Origin of the sequence: Micromonospora sp. RP3T, from assembly GCF_003027925.1 — a bacterium.
GTDB lineage: Bacteria > Actinomycetota > Actinomycetes > Mycobacteriales > Micromonosporaceae > Micromonospora.
Genome location: NZ_PYPS01000028.1, coordinates 38073 through 56604, shown reverse-complemented (window position 1 = coordinate 56604; position 18532 = coordinate 38073). Strand labels below are relative to the sequence as shown.

General features: G+C 75.2%; 17 protein-coding genes. 7 read left to right on the top strand and 10 right to left on the bottom strand.

The genetic code is table 11. The features are described from left to right. Nucleotides 1-2: 2 nt before the first annotated feature. From C8054_RS21825 to C8054_RS21800, 6 genes are all read right to left on the bottom strand, one after another. Nucleotides 3-1076: a radical SAM protein gene (locus tag C8054_RS21825; protein WP_107159571.1), complete on the bottom strand. Its 1074-nt coding sequence runs from the start codon at nucleotides 1074-1076 to the stop codon at nucleotides 3-5. Nucleotides 1077-1104: 28 nt separating this feature from the next. Then, a complete protein-coding gene (locus tag C8054_RS21820) occupies nucleotides 1105-1926 on the bottom strand; it encodes a bifunctional 2-polyprenyl-6-hydroxyphenol methylase/3-demethylubiquinol 3-O-methyltransferase UbiG (protein WP_146179951.1) in 822 nt (273 codons plus the stop codon). Next, nucleotides 1923-2417, bottom strand: a complete 495-nt coding sequence (locus tag C8054_RS21815; RefSeq protein WP_107159569.1) for a hypothetical protein — start codon at nucleotides 2415-2417, stop codon at nucleotides 1923-1925. Before C8054_RS21815 ends, C8054_RS21820 begins: the two co-directional genes overlap by 4 nt. Nucleotides 2418-2419: 2 nt before the next feature. Next, nucleotides 2420-2881 carry a glycosyltransferase gene (locus tag C8054_RS21810; protein WP_107159567.1) on the bottom strand — a complete coding sequence of 154 codons (462 nt, stop codon included), beginning with the start codon at nucleotides 2879-2881 and terminating at the stop codon, nucleotides 2420-2422. A 65-nt stretch (nucleotides 2882-2946) separates the two neighbouring features. Further along, nucleotides 2947-3690, bottom strand: a complete 744-nt coding sequence (locus tag C8054_RS21805; RefSeq protein WP_107159565.1) for a metallophosphoesterase — start codon at nucleotides 3688-3690, stop codon at nucleotides 2947-2949. Between the two features lie 112 nt (nucleotides 3691-3802). Continuing rightward, nucleotides 3803-4480, bottom strand: coding sequence for a Crp/Fnr family transcriptional regulator (locus C8054_RS21800; protein ID WP_007073398.1), 678 nt, complete (start codon nucleotides 4478-4480; stop codon nucleotides 3803-3805). Nucleotides 4481-4654: 174 nt separating this feature from the next. On the opposite strand from C8054_RS21800, the gene C8054_RS21795 reads away from it, so the two are divergent. The 6 genes from C8054_RS21795 (at nucleotide 4655) to C8054_RS21770 (ending at nucleotide 10041) form a co-directional block, all read left to right on the top strand. Beyond that, nucleotides 4655-5359 (top strand): adenosylcobinamide amidohydrolase, encoded by a 705-nt coding sequence (locus C8054_RS21795; RefSeq protein WP_107159658.1) that lies wholly within the window; start codon nucleotides 4655-4657, stop codon nucleotides 5357-5359. A gap of 136 nt (nucleotides 5360-5495) precedes the next feature. Then, a complete protein-coding gene (locus C8054_RS21790; RefSeq protein WP_233219882.1) occupies nucleotides 5496-6659 on the top strand; it encodes a CapA family protein in 1164 nt (387 codons plus the stop codon). A gap of 59 nt (nucleotides 6660-6718) precedes the next feature. Beyond that, complete coding sequence (gene nth / locus C8054_RS21785; RefSeq protein ID WP_107159561.1) at nucleotides 6719-7498, top strand: endonuclease III; 780 nt, start codon at nucleotides 6719-6721, stop codon at nucleotides 7496-7498. Next, on the top strand, nucleotides 7495-8097 hold the full coding sequence (locus tag C8054_RS21780) for a TlpA disulfide reductase family protein (RefSeq protein ID WP_199199872.1): 603 nt from the start codon (nucleotides 7495-7497) through the stop codon (nucleotides 8095-8097). Before nth ends, C8054_RS21780 begins: the two co-directional genes overlap by 4 nt. Further along, nucleotides 8094-8786 carry a CoA pyrophosphatase gene (locus C8054_RS21775; protein WP_107159558.1) on the top strand — a complete coding sequence of 231 codons (693 nt, stop codon included), beginning with the start codon at nucleotides 8094-8096 and terminating at the stop codon, nucleotides 8784-8786. The genes C8054_RS21780 and C8054_RS21775 overlap by 4 nt, the downstream gene beginning before the upstream one ends. A gap of 76 nt (nucleotides 8787-8862) precedes the next feature. Then, complete coding sequence (locus C8054_RS21770; protein WP_107159556.1) at nucleotides 8863-10041, top strand: MarP family serine protease; 1179 nt, start codon at nucleotides 8863-8865, stop codon at nucleotides 10039-10041. Between the two features lie 64 nt (nucleotides 10042-10105). Here the strand turns inward: C8054_RS21770 and C8054_RS21765 are convergent, their stop codons facing one another. The 4 genes from C8054_RS21765 to eccCa all read right to left on the bottom strand — a co-directional run bounded on the left by C8054_RS21765 (nucleotide 10106) and on the right by eccCa (nucleotide 17035). After that, nucleotides 10106-10831: a phosphatase PAP2 family protein gene (locus C8054_RS21765; RefSeq protein ID WP_107159554.1), complete on the bottom strand. Its 726-nt coding sequence runs from the start codon at nucleotides 10829-10831 to the stop codon at nucleotides 10106-10108. Nucleotides 10832-10861: 30 nt separating this feature from the next. Continuing rightward, a complete protein-coding gene (locus C8054_RS21760) occupies nucleotides 10862-11650 on the bottom strand; it encodes a phosphatase PAP2 family protein (protein WP_107159552.1) in 789 nt (262 codons plus the stop codon). 43 nt (nucleotides 11651-11693) lie between these two features. Then, the gene (gene mycP / locus C8054_RS21755; RefSeq protein ID WP_107159550.1) at nucleotides 11694-13007 is read right to left on the bottom strand and encodes a type VII secretion-associated serine protease mycosin; all 1314 of its coding nucleotides are present in this window, start codon (nucleotides 13005-13007) and stop codon (nucleotides 11694-11696) included. Nucleotides 13008-13096: 89 nt separating this feature from the next. After that, nucleotides 13097-17035, bottom strand: coding sequence for a type VII secretion protein EccCa (gene eccCa / locus C8054_RS21750; RefSeq protein ID WP_107159548.1), 3939 nt, complete (start codon nucleotides 17033-17035; stop codon nucleotides 13097-13099). A 101-nt stretch (nucleotides 17036-17136) separates the two neighbouring features. Here eccCa and eccD point away from each other — a divergent pair, with 101 nt between their 5' ends. After that, the gene (eccD, locus tag C8054_RS21745) at nucleotides 17137-18519 is read left to right on the top strand and encodes a type VII secretion integral membrane protein EccD (RefSeq protein WP_107159546.1); all 1383 of its coding nucleotides are present in this window, start codon (nucleotides 17137-17139) and stop codon (nucleotides 18517-18519) included. The last annotated feature ends 13 nt before the right edge of the window (nucleotides 18520-18532 follow it).

Below are 18532 nucleotides of genomic sequence, written 5' to 3'. Positions count from 1 at the left end.
GCTCAGACAAGGCTGCGCCGCCCGCGTCGCCACTGCCGGTCGGCCAGGTAGGTGCCCGGCCGCCAGCGCAGGTTGAGGCTGTAGTTGCTGCCGCAGCCGACGCACTCCTTGCGGAACAGTCGCGCGTGCTCGGCGCGGTACTCCGGGGCGTCGACGATCTCGGCGATCGGGCGCTGCCGGACCGAGGCAGTCGGGTCGTGCGCCCAGCAGCCGCCGATCTCGCCCCGGGAGTGCACCATCAGCTTGAGCTGCGACTCGGCGCAGGGCAGGTCCCGTTGCACGAGATCGTCGAAGTGCCCGCGCAGGTAGCGCAGCTCCGAGTAGCGCGGCAACCACCGCTGGTCCGTCCGGGCCATCGCCTCCAACTCGGCCAGCGCCGCGTCGAGCCGGTCGCCGGCCACGTCGGTCTGCCCGGTGACCGCGTCGGTGCGGAACAGGAACGTCCGGTCGGTGACCAGGTTGAGGTAGAGCGCCACGCCCAGCTCCTGGGCCAGCGCCGCGATGCCGGGCAGGCTGTCCACGTTGTCCCGCATGACGGTGAAGTTCATCCGCACCTTCAGGCCGAGCCGGTCGCGCTCCGCGATCAGGTTCCGCAGGTGCCGGGTGGTCGTCTCGAACGCGCCGAGCCGGCCCCGGATCCGGTCGTGCACCAGCGCCGTCGGGCCGTCGACCGAGACGTTGAAGCTGCGTACGCCGGCGGCGAGCACCTCGTCGAGGACGGGCGGGGTGAGCCGGACGCCGTTGGTGTTCAGGTGCAGGTGGCGGACGCCCACCTCGCGGGCGTACGCCATCAGGGGCACCGCGTCCGGCCGGATCAACGGCTCACCGCCGGTGAAGTTCACCTTGTGGATGCGCATCGCGACGAGTTGGCGCAGGACGTCCCGCCACTCCTCGGTGGACAGCTCACCCTTGGTGTTCGTGGTCCAGCAGCCGCAGCTCGTGCAGCGCAGGTTGCAGTTGTCGGTGAGGAACAGCTCGGCGACCAGCGGCCGGACGTGCAGCCGGGGTGCGACCCGCTCCTTGATGGCGAGCCGGCCGAAGAACCAGGCCAGCCGCGCGGTGTCGGCCACGCTCACGGCTGCCTCCGGGCGGGACGGGTGATGCTCACGGCTGCCTCCGGGCGACGACGAAGAGGTTGGCCGCGCGGAACAGCCGGCCGTCGAGGTGGATGCCGCGCTCCAGCAGGCGGCGGACCGGCCCGCCGGTGAGCAGCGCCGGGATCTGCAACCACCGCCAGAACAGGTTGGCGCCGGTCACCGTGGTCGGCGTGAAGCCGGCCGCGCGCAGCAGGTCCAGCAGGTCGGCGGTGCGGTAGTTGGTGTGCCGGTCCCGGCCGACCGACATGTCCCCGCGCAGGTCGTTCGAGAGGTCCGCGAACCGGCTGTGCCACACCTGCGGCCCGAACCGCCACGAGTAGACGCGACGGTGCAGCCGGGGGAAGTCGAACTTCGCGTTGTCGGGGTCGAGAAAGCTGAACACGTGCCGGCGCGGCACGGTGAGCACCAGCAGCCCACCGGGGGCGAGCACCCGGTGCGTCTCGGCGAGCAGCGCGGCCTCGTCGGGCACGTGCTCCAGCACGTCGAGCAGGCTGACCGAGTCGAAGCAGCAGTCGGTGAACGGCAGCGGCCGACCGACCCGCAGCCGGTGCAGCGGCAGGCCGGGGTGGCGGGCGGCCAGCCCGGCGAGGTAGTCGGGGTGCGGGTCGGCGCCCTCGCAGGTCACGGTGCCGTGTTCGTGCAGCGCGGCGAGGAAGTCCCCGGGGCCGCAGCCCAGGTCGAGGTGTCGGCCGGTGCGACCGGCCAGCGCGGACCAGGCGAACGCGTACCGGCGCAGCGGGTGGGTGGCGAAGGGCTGCCGGCCCGCTCGGCGGGTCGCCGCGTCGCCCCGGTTCATCGGGCCGGCCGGGCGCTCGTCGGCCCGGCTCATCGGACCAGCCGGGCGCAGAGCGCGTCCAACGTGGCGGCCAACCGGGCGCCGTCGACCGCGCCGGGCAGTGGCCGCTCGGCCAGCAACCGCCGCTGCCGCTCCGGGTGTGCGGCCACCACGGCCGGCAGGTCGGCCGCGTCCCACACCGCGATCACCCGGCCGGAACGCTCCTCGTCGCGCAGGTAGGCGACCTGGTGGTCGTTGCCCATCTCGCCCCGCGCGGCCTCCCGGGCCACCGCCACCGGCACCCGGCCGAGCCGCTGGACCAGGCGCACGGTGTTCCCCGCATGGGTGATCACCACGTCGGCGGCGGCCAGCCGCTCGCGTAGGTCGTCCAGGGGCAGGAACGCCTCGTGCGGGCACGGCGGCGTCACGGTCGACGTGCCGGTCTGGACGAACACCTCGTGCGCGGCGCAGAGCGGCGCGACGCCCTGGATCAGGCGGTCGAACGGCCACGGACCCATGCCGACGGTGACCAGGATGCGGGCCATGGTCAGTACAGCTCCCCGATGAGCACCGCGCGGGGGCGGGACGCCAGCAGGGCGGGGCGCTGCACCAGCACCGCGGCGGCGAGCCGGGAGCAGAGCCGGGCGGCGGAGCCGGCGGGCCCGGTCATGTTGAACGTCTCCAACCACAGCGACGGCACCCGGAGCAGGCGGGCGGCGAGGAAGACGCCGACGGCCACGCCGGTGCCGGCCGACACCACCACGTCGGGTCGCTCGCGGCGCAGCAGCCGCAGCGCCCGCCAGGTCGCCGGCAGCACCCGCAGCCGGGTGCGGGTCGACAACTCGGGCTGCCAGTGCACCCGCTGCCCGGCCAACGCCACCTCGGTGTCGGGGGCCCGGACCGCGACCCACACCGGATCGTGTCGGGCCCACCAGGGGCGGAGCGCCAGCAGGTCCAGCAGGACGCCACCGCTGCTGGAGACGAGGAGCACCCGGTACCGCCGTCCCATCAGGCCACGCTATCGCAGAGTCGCGACTCAGGACGCCCCCGTCCAGCGTGGACGTCGGGTACCCGTCAGCGACCGTCCCGGGGCCCGAAGGCGGTGAGCGCGTCCAGGTCGGAGTATCCGCCGCGCAGGTACTCGTCGGCCCACTGCGCCGCCTCCGGGAAGGCGGACCCGGCGACCACCTCGGCGCAGGCGGCGTCCACGTCGAACCGGGTGCGGCGCAACTGCACCCCCGGACCGAGCAGCGCCCACCAGGCGCCCGCGCCCCCGTACGGCATGCCGACACTGCCCGGGTTGACCACCAGGCGACGGTCGACCAACCGGGTGTACGGCATGTGGGTGTGCCCGCAGACCACGGTGCCGACCTCGGCCGGCAGGCCGGCGAAGACCTCGGCCCAGCGTTCCGGCCGCGAGTCGACGAGCACGACCTCCTCGTCGTCGCGGGGCGTCGCGTGGCAGAACAGCACGTCGCCGAGCCCGGCCACCGACAGCGTGACGTACGGCGGCAGCGCGGCCAGCCGGGCCACCTGGTCGTCCCGGAGCTGCGCGGCGGCCCAGTTGGCGACCTCGATCTCCGACGGCTTCCCGGCCCGCGCCTCGACCAGCTCCCGTTCGCCGTTCCCGCCGACCCAGCGGGCCCGGTCGCCGAGCGCGGCGAGCCGGTCCAGCACCTCCACCGGCTGCGGGCCGGACGCGATGTCCCCGGTGAGCACGATCAGGTCGGCGGCGGCCACGTCCGGCTCGGCCAGGACAGCCTCCAGCGCCGGCAGCACACCGTGGATGTCGGAGAGTACGGCGACACGATCGATCATCGCCCCAGCCTGGACGCCGGCCGCCGGGGACGTCCAGGAATTCTGCGCCGGGCAGAGACGCGCCGGCCCGGACCGCGTGGGGCGGGCCGGGCCGGGGCGGAGGTGCGGAAGGTCAGACCCGCGCGCGGCGGGCCAGGCGCTCCGGGTCGAGGATGATGATGCTCTTGCCGTCCAGCCGCAGCCAGCCGCGCGAGGCGAAGTCGGCGAGCGCCTTGTTGACGGTCTCCCGGGACGCGCCGACGAGCTGGGCGATCTCCTCCTGGGTGAGGTCGTGGGTCACCCGCAGCACGCCGCCGTCGCGGGTGCCGAACCGACCGGCCATCTGGAGCAGGTTCTTGGCGACCCGACCGGGCACGTCCGTGAAGATCAGGTCGGCGAGCGAGTCGTTCGTCCGGCGCAGCCGGCGGGCCAGCACCCGCAGCAGCTGCTCGGCGATCTCGGGCCGGTTGTTGAGCCACGGCCGCAGGGCCTGCTTGCGCAGCCGGACCAGCCGGGTGTCGGTGACCGCCGTGGCGGTCGCCGTCCGCGGGCCGGGGTCGAACAGCGACAACTCGCCGACCATGTCCGACGGGCCCATCACGGCGATCAGGTTCTGCCGGCCGTCCGCCGCGCGGCGACCCACCTTGATCTTGCCGGACAGGAGGATGTAGAGACTGTCACCGGGCTCGCCCTCGTTGAAGACGACCTCGCCCTTGCGGACCTCGATCGTCTCCATCTCCTTGGCGAGCGCCTCGGCAGCCTCCGGGTCGACACCCTGGAAGATCCCGCTGCGGGCCAGTACCTCGTCCATCGCGCACCTCCGCCTGCGCGTGCCGTCCGTCGGCCCGGGTCCGCCGTCCGCTGATCCCTCGCGCGCCGCCAGTCTAGGCGCACATGAGCAGGAATCGGAGGTGCACCCCTGGATCCGGCCCCGCGACGCCGGGCCGGGCGCCACCGGTCCCCACCCGATCGTAAGGTGACCGGCGTGCTGTGCGAGCCGATCCTGACCAGCCGGTCCGAAGCCGGGTGGGACATCCCGCTGCTCGTCTGGCGGGCCGAGACGCCGCTGTTGGCGGTCGGTTCCGCCCCGCTGGGCGGGGGGATCGGCGTCCGCCGGTGGGTGGTCAACGCGACCGTGCCGATGACGTACGACCGGGACGACCCGGCCGCCCACCTGGCCGAACTCGCCCGCGACCTGGACCTGGGCGGGCCCGGGGTCGGGCTGCTCACCGGCGTCGACGTGACCGAGGTGGTGCACCGCGGCGACGACGGCGTCCGGGTCTGGGCGACGGTCGGCCTGGGCACCCCGGTCTGGGCCGCCGCGCCGGTCGACGGCGGCCGGGAGACCACCGACGCCCCGGCCACGGCGGCCGGGCCCGCGCCGGCCCACCCGGTCGGCACCGTCAACATCGTGGTGCACGTGCCGGTCCGGCTCGGGGACGCCGCGCTGGTCAACGCGGTGGCCACCGCCACCGAGGCGAAGGCGCAGGCGATCTGGGAGCTGGGACTGCCGGCCACCGGCACCCCCACCGACGCGGTCACCGTGCTCTGCCCGGCCGACGGCACGCCGGCTGAGTACGGCGGCCCGCGCTCGACCTGGGGCGCCCCGCTGGCCCGGGCCGTGCACGCCGCCGTGCGCGCCGGCGGCGCCGGCCCGGTCGTGCCCTGGTCCGACCGGCGGGCCGGCTGACGTGCGCAGACCGGTATTCCGACCATTCGGCCCTCGTCGCGGCGTCCCCGGGGCGGTAGCGTCGCCGACGATGTACGCTTCCGCCCACTCTGTGCCCCGTTCCCGCCGCACCACCGGCCCCCACCCCGTCGGTCCCGTGCCGCGCCGTGCCGTCCCCCGACCGCGCCTCGCCGCGCTCGCCGCGCTCTTCGCGGTCCTGCTCGTCGCCGGCTGCTCGGACTCCGGCGACGGCGACGGCCCGCTCTGGCAGACCGGGCAGGGCGGCGGCTCGACCGGGTCGGCCGGCCCCGCGTCCGGCGACCAGCCGGCCGCCTCCGGCGAGTCGACGGAGCCGTCGATCTCGCTGACCGCGACCGGCGACGTGATCATGGGGAACGCGCCGAACCGGCTGCCGCCCAACGGCGGCAAGGGCTTCTTCGACGACGTGAAGTCCGCGCTCAAGGGCGACCTGGTGATGGGCAACCTGGAGGAGCCGCTCACCGACGACACCGGCGCCGGCAAGTGCGGCCCGAACCCGCAGAACTGCTACCAGTTCCGGGCGCCGCCCGGCTACGCCGCGCACCTGCGCTCGGCCGGCTTCCAACTGCTCAACCAGGCCAACAACCACGGCAACGACTACGGCCAGCAGGGCTACGAGAACACCCAGTCGGCGCTGGAGGCGCACGGCCTCAAGCACACCGGCGCGCCCGGCGAGATCACCGTCGTGGACGTCAAGGGCGTCAAGGTGGCAGTGGTCGGCTTCTCGTCGTACCCCTGGTCGAACAGCCTGATCGACCTGGACGCCGCCAAGCAGGTCATCGAGATGGCCAAGGGGATGGCCAAGCTCGTGGTGGTGCAGGTGCACATGGGCGCCGAGGGTGCGGACAAGACCCGGGTCAAGCCCGGCACCGAGATGTACGTCGGGGAGAACCGGGGCGACCCGATGCGTTTCGCCCGTACCGTGATCGACGCTGGCGCGGACCTGGTGATCGGGCACGGCCCGCACGTGCTGCGGGGCCTGGAGTTCTACCAGGGCAAGCTGATCGCCTACAGCCTGGGCAACTTCGCCGGCGGCGGGAAGTCGTTGCAGAGCACCGGTCGGCTCGGCTACGGCGGCGTGCTCAAGGTGTCGCTCACCGCCGAGGGCCGCTTCGTCGGCGGCACGTTCACCTCCACCGTGATGAACGGCGTCGGCCGACCCTCCGTCGACCGGCAGGACCGCGGCCTCGGGCTGGTGCGCGAGGTGACCCGGGCGGACTTCCCGGACACCGGCGCGAAGCTCGACGCGAACGGCAGGATCAGCGCACCGACGGGTGGCTGAGCGCACGCCACCCGCGTCGACCCACCGGGGCGTCGTCCCCGCGACGTAGGCTGGCCGGCGTGACCACGCGCTCTCCCGAGACCGACCTCGGCCGTACGCGTCGGGCCCGCCGCATCGGGCGGGTGCTGACCGAGACCCACCCCGACGCGCACTGTGAACTCGACCACGGCAACGCGCTGGAGCTGGCCGTCGCCACGATCCTGTCCGCCCAGTGCACCGACAAGAAGGTCAACGAGGTCACGCCGAAGCTGTTCGCCCGCTACCGCACCGCCGCCGACTACGCCGGGGCGGACCGCGTCGAGCTGGAGGAGCTGATCAGGCCCACCGGTTTCTACCGCAACAAGACCAGCTCGCTGATCAACCTGGGCCGCGCGCTCTGCGAGCGGTACGACGGCGAGGTGCCCGGCCGGCTCGCCGACCTGGTCACCCTGCCGGGGATCGGGCGCAAGACCGCGAACGTGATCCTCGGCAACGCGTTCGACGTCCCGGGCATCACCGTCGACACCCACTTCCAGCGGCTGGTGCAGCGGTGGGAGCTGACCACCGAGACCGACCCGGTCAAGATCGAACACGCGATCGGCGCGCTGTACCCCAAGCGCGACTGGACCATGCTGTCGCACCGGATCATCTTCCACGGCCGTCGGGTCTGCCACGCCCGCAAGCCGGCCTGCGGCGCGTGCACGCTGGCGAAGCTCTGCCCCGCGTACGGCACCGGGCCGACCGAGCCGGCCGCCGCGGCCAAGCTGCTGAAGGGCCCCCGCGCGCGGGACCTCGCGGCAGCCGTCGGCCTCGACCCGGACCTGGTGCCGCAGCAGGCGACCGTGGCGGACGTGCCATGATCCGCCGGCTCGCGGTCCTGCTCGTCCCGCTGCTGCTGGCGGCGGGCTGCACCGCCACGGCCGAGGAGCCGGCCAACCCGGCGTCGGCCCACCGCGCGGAGCGCCCCTCGCCGTTCGCCGACTGCGCCCCGCTGACCGCCGTGCCGGCCTCGGCCGCGCCGGCGCCGGCCGGCAGGCCCGGTGATCCGCTGCCCGACCTGGCGCTCAACTGCTTCACCGGCGGCGCGCCGGTGCAGCTGCGCGACGTGAAGGGCCCCGCCGTGATCAACGTGTGGGCGTCCTGGTGTCCGCCCTGCCGCAAGGAGCTGCCCGCGTTCCAGCGGCTCAGCGACCGGGCCGACGGCCGGTTCCAGGTGATCGGCGTGAACAGCCGGGACAGCCGCCGCGGCGCGCAGTCCCTCGGCGAGGACTTCGGCATCGACTTCCCGATGCTGCTCGACCAGGGCGACGCGTTCGAGCGCGCGCTCGAACGCAGCGCGTTCCCGTTGACCGTCCTGGTCGACGCGGACGGCCGGATCCGGCACATCGACGGCACCGGCGCGCTCGACGACGCCCGCCTCGCCGCGCTCGTCCGTACGCATCTCGGGGTGCGGGTGTGACCCGGACGCCGCCCGGATGGCTGGACCCGCTGCTGGGCCGGCTCGGCAGCGCCCGGGCCGAGGACTTCACCCAGCTCGCCACGCCGGAGACCGGCGGCCGGGAGAGCGCCGTGCTGGTGCTGCTCGGCGAGGAACCCGGCGCCGGGCCGGACATGCTGGTCCTCCAGCGCGCCGCCACGCTGCGCAACCACGCCGGGCAGCCGGCCTTCCCCGGCGGCGCGGCCGACCCGGAGGACGCCGACGCCCGCGCCACCGCGCTGCGCGAGGCGAACGAGGAGGTCGACCTCGACCCGGCCAGCGTCACCGTGCTGGCCGAACTGCCCCGGCTGTGGATCCCGGTCAGCGACTTCGTGGTGACCCCGGTGCTCGCCTGGTGGCACGACCCGCACCCGGTCCACCCGCGCGAGCCGGCCGAGGTCGCGCACGTCGCCCGACTGCCGGTCGCCGAGCTGGTCGACCCGGACAACCGCATGCGGGTACGCCACCCCAGCGGCTGGATCGGCCCCGCGTTCTCGGTCCGCGGCATGCTGGTCTGGGGCTTCACCGGCGGCGTCATCGACCGACTGTTGGAGATGGGCGGCTGGGCCCGGCCCTGGCCCCGCTCGCGGGTGTGGGAGCTGCCGCCGGTCGGCGCCACCCCGGCCCCCTCGGCCGGCACCGAGGCGGCCGACGAGAGCCCGGTGCGCTGATCACCCGCACGGATCCTCAGGTCACGTTCAGCGAGCGCTGAGCGGGCCACGGGCCCGGTGCCCGTACCCTTGGGGCGTGTCCGCCGTGGATCTCGTCCTGCTCCTGCTCATGCTCGTGTTCGCGATCAGCGGATACCGCCAGGGCTTCGTCGTCGGAGCGCTGTCGTTCTCGGGCTTCTTCCTGGGCGCGTTGCTCGGCCTCCAGGTCGGCCCGCTGATCGCCCGGCAGTTCGCGTCCAGCGGCACCCGGGTGTTGATCTCCCTGGTGGCGATCTTCGGGCTTGCCGTACTGGGGCAGGCGCTGGCCGGCTGGCTCGGCTCCAACCTGCGCGCGGCCATCACCGGGCCGGCCGGAAAGAAGGTCGACGACGTCGGCGGCGCGTTCATCTCGGTCATCGCGGTCATGCTGGTGGCCTGGCTGGTCGCGGTGCCGCTGGGCTCCTCGTCGGTGCCCTGGCTGGCCGCCTCGGTCAAGGACAGCGCGTTGCTCACCGTGGTGGACCGGGTGCTGCCCGACCGGGCCCAGGAACTCTCCACCGCCCTGCGGGACACCGTCGACACCAACGGCTTCCCCGACGTGTTCAACGGCCTCGGCAGCACCAACGCCCGGCAGGTCTCGCCGCCCGACCCGGCGCTGGCCAACTCCCAGGTGGTGCAGAACAGCAAGCGGTCCGTGGTGAAGGTGCTCGGCTCCGCGCCGAGCTGCTCCCGCCGGATCGAGGGCTCCGGCTTCGTCTACGCCGACGACCGGGTGATGACCAACGCGCACGTGGTGGCCGGCACCCGGTCGGTGGCGGTGGAACTGCGCGGCGAGCGGTACGACGGCGAGGTGGTGGTCTACGACCCGGATCGGGACCTGGCCGTGCTCTACGTGCCCGGGCTGCCCGGGCCGTCGCTGCGCTTCGCCGCCGGTGCGGCGGCCAGCGGGGCGGACGCGATCGTGCTCGGCTTCCCCCTGGACGGCCCGTACGACGCCCGGCCGGCCCGGGTGCGGGACGTCGACCGGATCACCGGGCCGGACATCTACTCCTCCGGGGACGTGACGCGGGAGATCTACACCATCCGGGCGCTGGTGCGCAGCGGCAACTCCGGCGGCCCGCTGGTCTCCTCGAACGGGCTGGTGCTCGGCGTGATCTTCGCGGCGGCGGCGGACGACCCGAACACCGGCTTCGCGGTGACCGCCGCCGAGGCGCGGTCGGTGGCGCTGACCGGCGCGGAACGAACCCGGGGCGTGGCCACCGGCGACTGCACCTGAACCCGGCACCGGCGGCCGGTGCCCGAGCCGGCCGGCGCGGCGGTCGGTCCGGCGGGCGTGCCGGTCAGCCGCCGGCCGGGGCCCCGGCCGGCGTCACGTCGTCGCCCGGCCGGCTCATCGACAGTTTTGCGCGGCCCCAGGTGAGCGTGCGGTCGAGCACCGCCCGCGCCATGATCGCGACACAGGTGCCGCCGTTGACGAACGAGGCCACCACGTCACTGGGGTGGTGCATGCCCCGGTACATCCGGGTGAGCGCCACGCCGACCGGCACCAGCACCAGCAGCGTCCACCAGGTGACCTTGGCCGGGGTGCTGCGCGCCCGCAGCGCCAGCAGCACCGCGAGGCCGACGTAGAGCGCGGTCGCCGCCGAGGTGTGCCCGGACGGGAAGCTGGACGTCGGGGGAGAGGCGTCCATGTGCTCCACGGCCGGCCGGTTCCGGTCGATGACCATGGTGGTGAACAGGAAGATCAACGCCTGCGCGCTGACCGCCGCGCACAGGAAGATCGGCTCCCGCCAGCGGTGCAGCACCAGCCGCAGCACCAGCGCGGCCAGCACCGTCACCACGACGATCATCTGGGTGCTGGCCAGCGTGCTGAAGACCAGCGACACGTCGTTCCAGCCGGACGACCGGTCACCGGCGAACTCGCGGTTCACCGCGTCCTCCACGGTGAACGGCCAGGTGTGCGTGAGCACCCGGGTGACCAGCAGGCCCAGCCCCACCATCACGGCGAAGAGCAGGGCCACCGGCAGCAGGACGCGCCGGGCGATCTGGACCGCGACATCGGACATGAGCCGCCCTTTACCCCGGTGGCCGTCTTGTTACGCGTGTCGATCCTCCGGGTCGGCCAGTTCCGGCTCGACCCCCTCGCGCAGCGGGCGGGCCGGCCGCCGGCCGGCCCCGGTGCGCCAGGTGGCGAACGCGGCAGTGGTGGCGGCGACCGTGGCCACCCCCAGCACCCAGCCGCCCACCACGTCACTGGTCCAGTGCACGCCCAACGCGATCCGGCTCAACCCGGTCACCACCGTGAGCAGCGTCGCCGCCGTCCAGAGCGCGATGCGGCCGGCGCGGTTGTCACGGGCGAACGGCAGGAAGAGCAGCAGCAGCACCCCGGCGGCCAGCGCCGCGTTCAGCGCGTGACCGGACGGGAAGGAGTAGCCGGCGGCCCGGGCCACCGGTTCGAGCAGGTCCGGCCGGTCCCGGCCGACGAGCAGCTTGAGCAGCGCGCCGAGCAGGCCGCCGACAAGCATGGTGGTGACCACCCAGACCGCCAGCCGCGGCGCCCCGCGCCGCAGCAGCCAGACCACCGCCACCGCGGCGGCCACCCGCAGCGGACCCGGCCCGAACGCGTGCGTCCAGACCGTCATCACCCGGACCCACAGCGGATGGTGCACCGCATATCCGTGGAACGCGTCGGTGACCGAGGCGTCCAGCCGGAGCAGCGGCGGCCAGGCGCCCAGCACCAGCAGCGCGAGCAGGGCGAACGGCACCAGCACCAGGACCGCCGCGGCGGCGGCCAGGCTGAGGCGCAGCCCCAGCGAGTGGTCGGGGTCGAGGCGGCGGGTCCGCCACGACCGGTCGCGCGTGGACGTCGGGCCGGTGCTGTTCATGCGCCGTTCACTACCCAGGGAAGGGCGCGGTCAGACTCGCCGGTCAGCGGCGGGCCTGCCGGAACCGGCGCACCACCAGCGCGGAGCCGGTGACCAGGGCGACGAGCAGGGCCAAGCCGATCCAGAGGCGTCCCGGGCCGGGTTCGTCGGTCTGACCCGCCGCGCCGGCCGACCAACCGGCCGGCTGCGGGCGACCGAACGGGTCGCCGCCCTGCCCCGCCGCCGCGGCCCGGGTGCCCGGGCCCTCGCCCGGGGCGGGACCGAAACCCACCACGCCCGGGGCGGCGTTGTCGTCGAGCGGGTTGCGGCCCACCGGCGCCACGTCGGCGGTGAGCGCCGCCACCGGGTCCACCATGCCGTACCCGAACCGGTCGTCCCGGCCGGTCGGGCCGAGGTCCCGGGCGGTGCTGATCAGCCGGTTGACCACGTCCCCGGCCGGCATCCGCGGGTAGCGGGCCCGGACCAGGGCGGCCGTCGCGGCGACCAGTGGCGCGGCGAAGCTCGTCCCCTGCACCCGCCAGTAGCCGCCCCGGGAGCGGGCGCCGTAGAGCGCGGTGGCGGGGGCGCTGAGTGTGGTCTCGTGACCGGTGATCGAACCGGACCAGAGGTTCTCGCTGTCGCGGTCCAGGCCGGTGACCGCCAGCACGCCCGGCTCACGGGCCGGGTACCAGACCTTGGTGGTGGTCGAGGTGGCCAGGTTGCCGGTGCAGGCGACCACCACCACGTCCCGGGCGAACGCGTAGTCGAGCGCCGCGGCCAGCGCCGGGCTGTCGCCGCCGCCACCGAGCGACAGGTTCACCACCCGGGCGCCGTTGTCGACCGCCCAGCGCACCGCCTTCGCGATGATCAGCGCGTCGTCGTACCGGTTCTCCGCGTCCAGCACCCGGACCGGCAGGATCCGGGCGTCCGGCGCCAGCCCCACCACGCCGCGGTCGTCGTCGGCCCGCCCGGCGATCAGCCCGGCCACCGTGGTGCCGTGCCCCACCGGGTCCGGCTCGTCCGTGCCGCCCGGCTCGACCAGGTCGAGGCCGGGCAGCACCTGACCGGCCAGGTCGGGGTGCGACGCGTCCACCCCCGAGTCGATCACCGCGACCACCACGCCGCGCCCGGTCGACGTCCGCCAGGCGGTCTTCGCCCGCAGCTCCGCCAACTGCCACTGCTCGTCGCGGACCTGGTCGGCCCGGAACACGCGCTCCGGCGCGGACCAGGCCGGCACCCGGACGGTGGTCGGCGCGGCGTGTGCCGGCGGGGCCAGCGGGCCGGCCGTGACGGCCAACGCCGCCGCGCCGGCCAGCAGCGCCCGCCCGGCGAGACGCCGGGACGGCCCGCCGGGAAGCCCCTGCCGATCCCCTGTCACATTCCCCAGCCGTTCCGTCGCGTCCGACACATGCTGCTCGGAGATTACCGGTAGTCCCAGCCGTCCCGGGGCAACTCGGCGCACCCGGCTCAGCCGGGCGGGAGATGAGCCAACTGCACCAGACGGACGCCCTCACGCCGGGTGACCAGGCGGGCCCGACCGGGCGGCAGCGGCCCGGCCTTCACCTGGCCGACGAGCGGCCCCTCCTCCGGGCCGCCGGACATCACCAGCCCGGCCGTGGACAGCTCCCGCAGCCGCTGGATGATCGGCTCGTACGCGGTCCGGCCGGCGCCGCCGGAGCGCCGCGCCAGCACCAGGTGCAGCCCGACATCCCGGGCGTGCGGCAGGTGCTCCTCCAGCGCGCGCAGCGGGTTCGTCGGCCCGCCGGCCACCAGGTCGTAGTCGTCCACCAGCACGAACAGCTCCGGCCCGGTCCACCACGTGCGGGCACGCAACTCGGCCGGGGTCACCTCCGGGCCGGGCTGCCGCCCCTGGAGGTAACCGGCCGCCGACTCGATCAGCTCGGTGGTGTGCGGCGCGGCCGTGCCGTACCCGATCAGGTGCGCGCTCTCGATGGCGCCCATCAGGCTGCGCCGGTAGTCGACCAGGATCACCCGGGCCTGCTCCGGGGTGAACCGGCGGACGATCGAGGTGGCCAGCGCGCGCAGGAACGAGGACTTGCCGCACTCGGCGTCGCCGAAGACCACGAAGTTCGGCTCGGTGGCGAAATCCAGCACCACCGGCGCCAGATCCGCCTCCGCCACCCCGACCGGGAACGCCAGCCCGGTCGTCGCGGTCTGGTCCAGCTCGGCGTACGGCAGCACCGGCGGGAGCAGCCGCACCCGGGGCGCCACCGGCCCGGACCACCCGTCGGCGACGGCCTTCACCAGGTCGGCGGTCCCGTCCCCCAGCGCGGCCGAGCGGGGCTCGGCGGTGAGGAAGTGCAGCCCGCCGGCGGTGATCCCGCGCCCCGGCCGTTCCTCCGGCACGCTGGCCGCCAGCGCGCGCTTGACCACCACCGAGTCGGCCGGGTCGCCGAGGCGCAACTCCAGCCGGGAGCCGAACAGGTCACGGATCGCCGGTCGGAAGTCCGACCAGCGCAGCGCGCTCGCCACCACGTGCACCCCGTACGCCAGCCCCCGGGTGGCCAGCTCGGTGACCAGCGGTTCCAGGTCCTCGTACTCGCCGCGCAGCGTGTTCCAGCCGTCGACGACGAGGAACACGTCCCCGAACGGGTCGGCACCGGCCGCCGGGGTCGCGGCCCGCCGCCGGCGCCACGCCGCCATCGACTCCACCCCGGACTCGGTGAAGCGCCGCTCCCGCTCGGCGAGCAGGCCGGCGACCTCCCCGACGGTACGGCGCACCGCGGTGCCGTCGGTGCGCCCGCTCACGCCGCCGACGTGCGGCAGGTCCCGCAGCGCGCCGAGCGTGCCGCCACCGAAGTCGAGGCAGTAGACCTGGACCTCGGCCGGGGTGTGGGTGAGCGCCAGCGCGCAGACCAGCGTGCGCAGCGCGGCGGACCGGCCGCTGCGGGTGGTGCCGACCACCGCGACGTGCCCAGCCGCGCCGTCCAACGCCAGCCAGCACAGGTCCCGCCGTTGCTCGAACGGCTTGTCCACCACCGCCACCGGCACCTGCAACGCGCCGTGCAGCTCGGGATTGGCCACGGTGAGCCCGCGCACCGGGTCGACGCCGACCGGGCCGAGCAGCTCGTCGAGCGTGGGGGAGGCGTCCAACGGCGGCAGCCACACCCGGTGCGCCGGCGGGCCCTGTCCGGCCAGCCGGTCGACCAGCAGGTCGAGCAGCGTCTCGCCGCTCTCCTCCTCGGCCGGCGGCGCGGCCGGCGCGGGCACCGGCGCGAGGTGGGTGGAGAACGCGAGCACCCGCGCGGCGCCGACGCCGGCCGCGCCCGCCGGGCCGATGCGCCGACGGACCGTGCCGGAGACGTACGCCGCCTTGAACCGGACCAGCGGCTCGGTGCCGGAGCGCAGGTACCCGTGCCCCGGGCTGCGGGGCAGCTCGTACGCGTCCGGCACGCCGAGCACCGTCCGGGACTCCAACGTGGAGAACGTGCGCAACCCGATCCGGTACGACAGGTGGGTGTCCAACCCTCGCAGCCGGCCCTCCTCCAGCCGTTGACTGGCCAGCAGCAGGTGCACGCCGAGCGACCGGCCCAGCCGGCCGATCTGCACGAACAGGTCGATGAAGTCGGGCTTGGCGGAGAGCAGCTCGGAGAACTCGTCGCAGATGAGGAGCAGCGACGGCAGCGGGGCGAGCGGACTGCCGGCCGCGCGCGCCCGCTCGTAGTCACGCACGCCGGCGAAGTTGCCGGCCCGGCGCAGCAGCTCCTGGCGGCGCATCAGCTCCCCGTTGATCGCGTCGACCATCCGGTCGACGAGCGGCAGCGCGTCCGCCAGGTTGGTGATCACGGCCGCGGTGTGCGGCAGGCGCTCGAACGGCGCGAACGTGGCACCGCCCTTGAAGTCGACGAGCACGAAGTTGAGCTGCTCCGAGCTGTGTGTCGCGGCCAGGCCGAGCACCAGCGTGCGCAGCAGCTCCGACTTGCCGGAACCGGTGGCGCCGATCAGCAGCCCGTGCGGACCCATGCCGTCCAGCGCCGACTCCTTGAGGTCGAGGTCGATGGCCCCGCCGTCGGCGCCCACCCCGATCGGCACCCGCAGCCGGTCCCGGGCGGCGCGGGGCGCCCAGCCCTGCTCGGCGGTGAAACCGTCCGGGTCGCCGAGACCGAGCAGCTCCGGCAGGCCCGGCTCGGCGCCGGGTGGCGCGTCCGACCCGCGTACCGCGCCGGCCAGCCGCAGCGGCGCGAGCCGCCGCGCGACCGCCTCCGCGTCGGCCGTCGGCAACGCGTCGGCGGCGCCCACCTCGGCGGGCCCCTCCGCCGAGTGCGAGTGCAGCCGGCCGTCGACCAGGTCGAGCAGCAGCGCGTACCGGTCGAGCAGCCGGGGCGGCGGCGTGTCCAGGTCGAGCACGGTGACCGCGTCGATGCCGCCGTCGCCGGCCAGGTCGGCGGCCCCGGTCAGGTCGCCGCCGTCGAGCACCACCACGACGTGCGGCCCGTCGGTGGCCGGACCGTGCGGGCTGAACCGGGACCGGCTGCCGAGCACGTCGTCGAGGAGTCGTTCCAGGTCGGCGGCGGCGCTGGTGACCAGCCGCACCGGACCGAGCGCGTCGGTGCGCGCCGGGTGGTGGGCGTGCGGCAGCCACTTCACCCACTCCCACCGGTCCCGGCGCTCCGGGCCGGCGCAGACCGCGATCAGCAGCTCGTCGGGGGCGTGGAAGACGGCGAGCTGGGTGAGCACCGCCCGGGCCAGCGCCTGGGCGGCCGGCGAGCCGGTGCCGCGTACCTCGCCGGCCGGGCCGCGCACGAAGACCCGGGCGAAGCTGCGCAGCGACAGCGCCACCGGCAGGTCCGGCACCACCGAGTACGCGTCCAGGAAGCGCCGCAGCGCCCCGGCGGTCATCGGCTCCAGTTCCTCCAGCGGCCGGGTGACCGGCGGGACCAGCGGGGTGGCCAGCGTCTGCGGCCCGACGCCGACCCGGACCACCGCGAAGTCCGGGTCACCCGGTCGGCGTTCCCAGACCCGGTGGCTGTCGACGGTGGACCAGAGCCGCCCCGGCTCCGGGTGGCGGTAGGCGAGCCCGGCGCGCTGGGCGCCGGCCGTCTCCCGGACCCGGCGACGCAGCGTGGCCAGGTGGCGCAGGTACTCCCGACGGGCGGCCATCAGCTCGGACTTCTTCGGGCCGGCGCTGCCCCAGGTGGTCACCAGCATGGCCAGCGAGGAGAGCCCGAACATGCCGCCCACCACGTACGAGTAGGCGCCGCCGCCCCGGCCGAACATCATCGCCATGGCCACCGTCCCGCCGAGCATCGGCAGCACCATCAGTGCCTGCTGCCAGCGCCCGCCGGTCGCCACCGGGATCTCCGGCGGCGCCTCGACGGGCAGCTCACCGACCGGGATCTCCGGAGCCGGCCGGCGCGGCGGTCGCTTGATGACGACAGTGGACACTCGGCCTCCCATGGCTCTCGGTAACCCGAGCCTGGCTCATAGTAGGTAAAGTCCTTCCGTCCGTCAGCCCACCGTTCCGGCTCGATGATGGAGATACGTCGATGACAAGCGGGCTCGCCCGGGTCACGATCAGCGCGCCCCGGCGACGGGTCGACGTGGCCCTGCCGGAGCAGGTTCCCCTGGCCGAGCTGCTGCCCGAGGTGCTCCGGCACGCCGGGGAGGGGCTCGCCGACGACGGCGAACGGCACGGCGGCTGGGTGCTGCGACGCACCGACGGCGCGGTGCTGGCCACCGCCCAGGCGCTGCTGCCGCAGGGTGTCCGCGACGGCGAGGTGCTGCATCTCGTGCCGGCCCGCGCCGAGTGGCCCGAGCTGGAGTACGACGACGTGGTCGAGGCGATCGTGGACGGCGCCCGCCGCCGGGGCGCCGCCTGGTCGGCCGGGGCGACCCGGGCCGCCGCGCTGGCCGGTGCCGCCGTGCCGCTGGCGGTCGGGCTGGTCGCGGTGCTGTCCGCCGGTCCGGGCGGGCCCGGCTGGACGGTCGCCGCGGTGGGCGCCCTGATCCTGGTGCTCGCCGCCACCGCGGCCTCCCGTGCCTACGGCGACGGCCCGGTCGGCGTCACGCTCGGCGGGTACGCGCTGCCCTGGGCGGCGGCGGCCGGCGCGCTCGCGGTCGGCTCCGGCGACCCGGTCGGCCCGATCCCCGGCCTGCGCTGGGTCGGCGCCCCCGAACTGCTGGTCGGCTCGGTGGCGGTGCTGCTGGTGGCGGTGCTCGGCCTGCTCGGCGTGGCGCACCGGTCCCGGGTCCCGGTGGCCGGCGTGACGGTCGGCACGGTCGGCGCGGTGGCCGCGCTCGGCGCGCTGCTGCTCGACCCGGCCGGCACCGCGGCCGTGCTGCTCGCCGTGCTGGTCTTCGCGCTCGGCGGGCTGCCGCTGCTGGCCATCCGGGTCGGCAAGCTGCCGCTGCCGCCGCTCACCCTGCCCGCCCCCGCCGGCACCCGCGACCTGCCCGACCGGGGACGGGTGCACGCGGCCGTGGCCCGCGCCGAGGAGGCGTTGACCGGAATGCTGCTCGGGCACGCGATGCTGGCCGTGGGCGCCGCCGCGGTGCTCGTCGCCGCCGGGGGGACCGCCGGGCGGCTGCTGGTCGCCGTCGCCGCCGGCGTGCTGCTGCTGCGCTCCCGGCTCTTCGTGGCGGTGCGGCACCGGGTGCCGGCCGTCGCCGCCGGCCTGGCCGGGTACGCGCTGCTCGGCGCGGCGCTGGCGGACCGGGCCGGGCCCGGGGGCCGCCTCGCGCTGACCGTCGGCGGGCTCACCCTGGCCCTTGTCGCGGTCACCGCCGGCGCCACGTACGCCCGTCGGCCCGTCTCGCCGTACCTCGGTCGGCTGGCCGACCTGACCGACACCGCGCTGGTGGTGGCCGTGGTGCCGGTGGCCTGCGCGGTGCTCGACCTCTACGACCGGGCCCGCGGCCTGCTCGCCTGAACAGCGAAGGGCC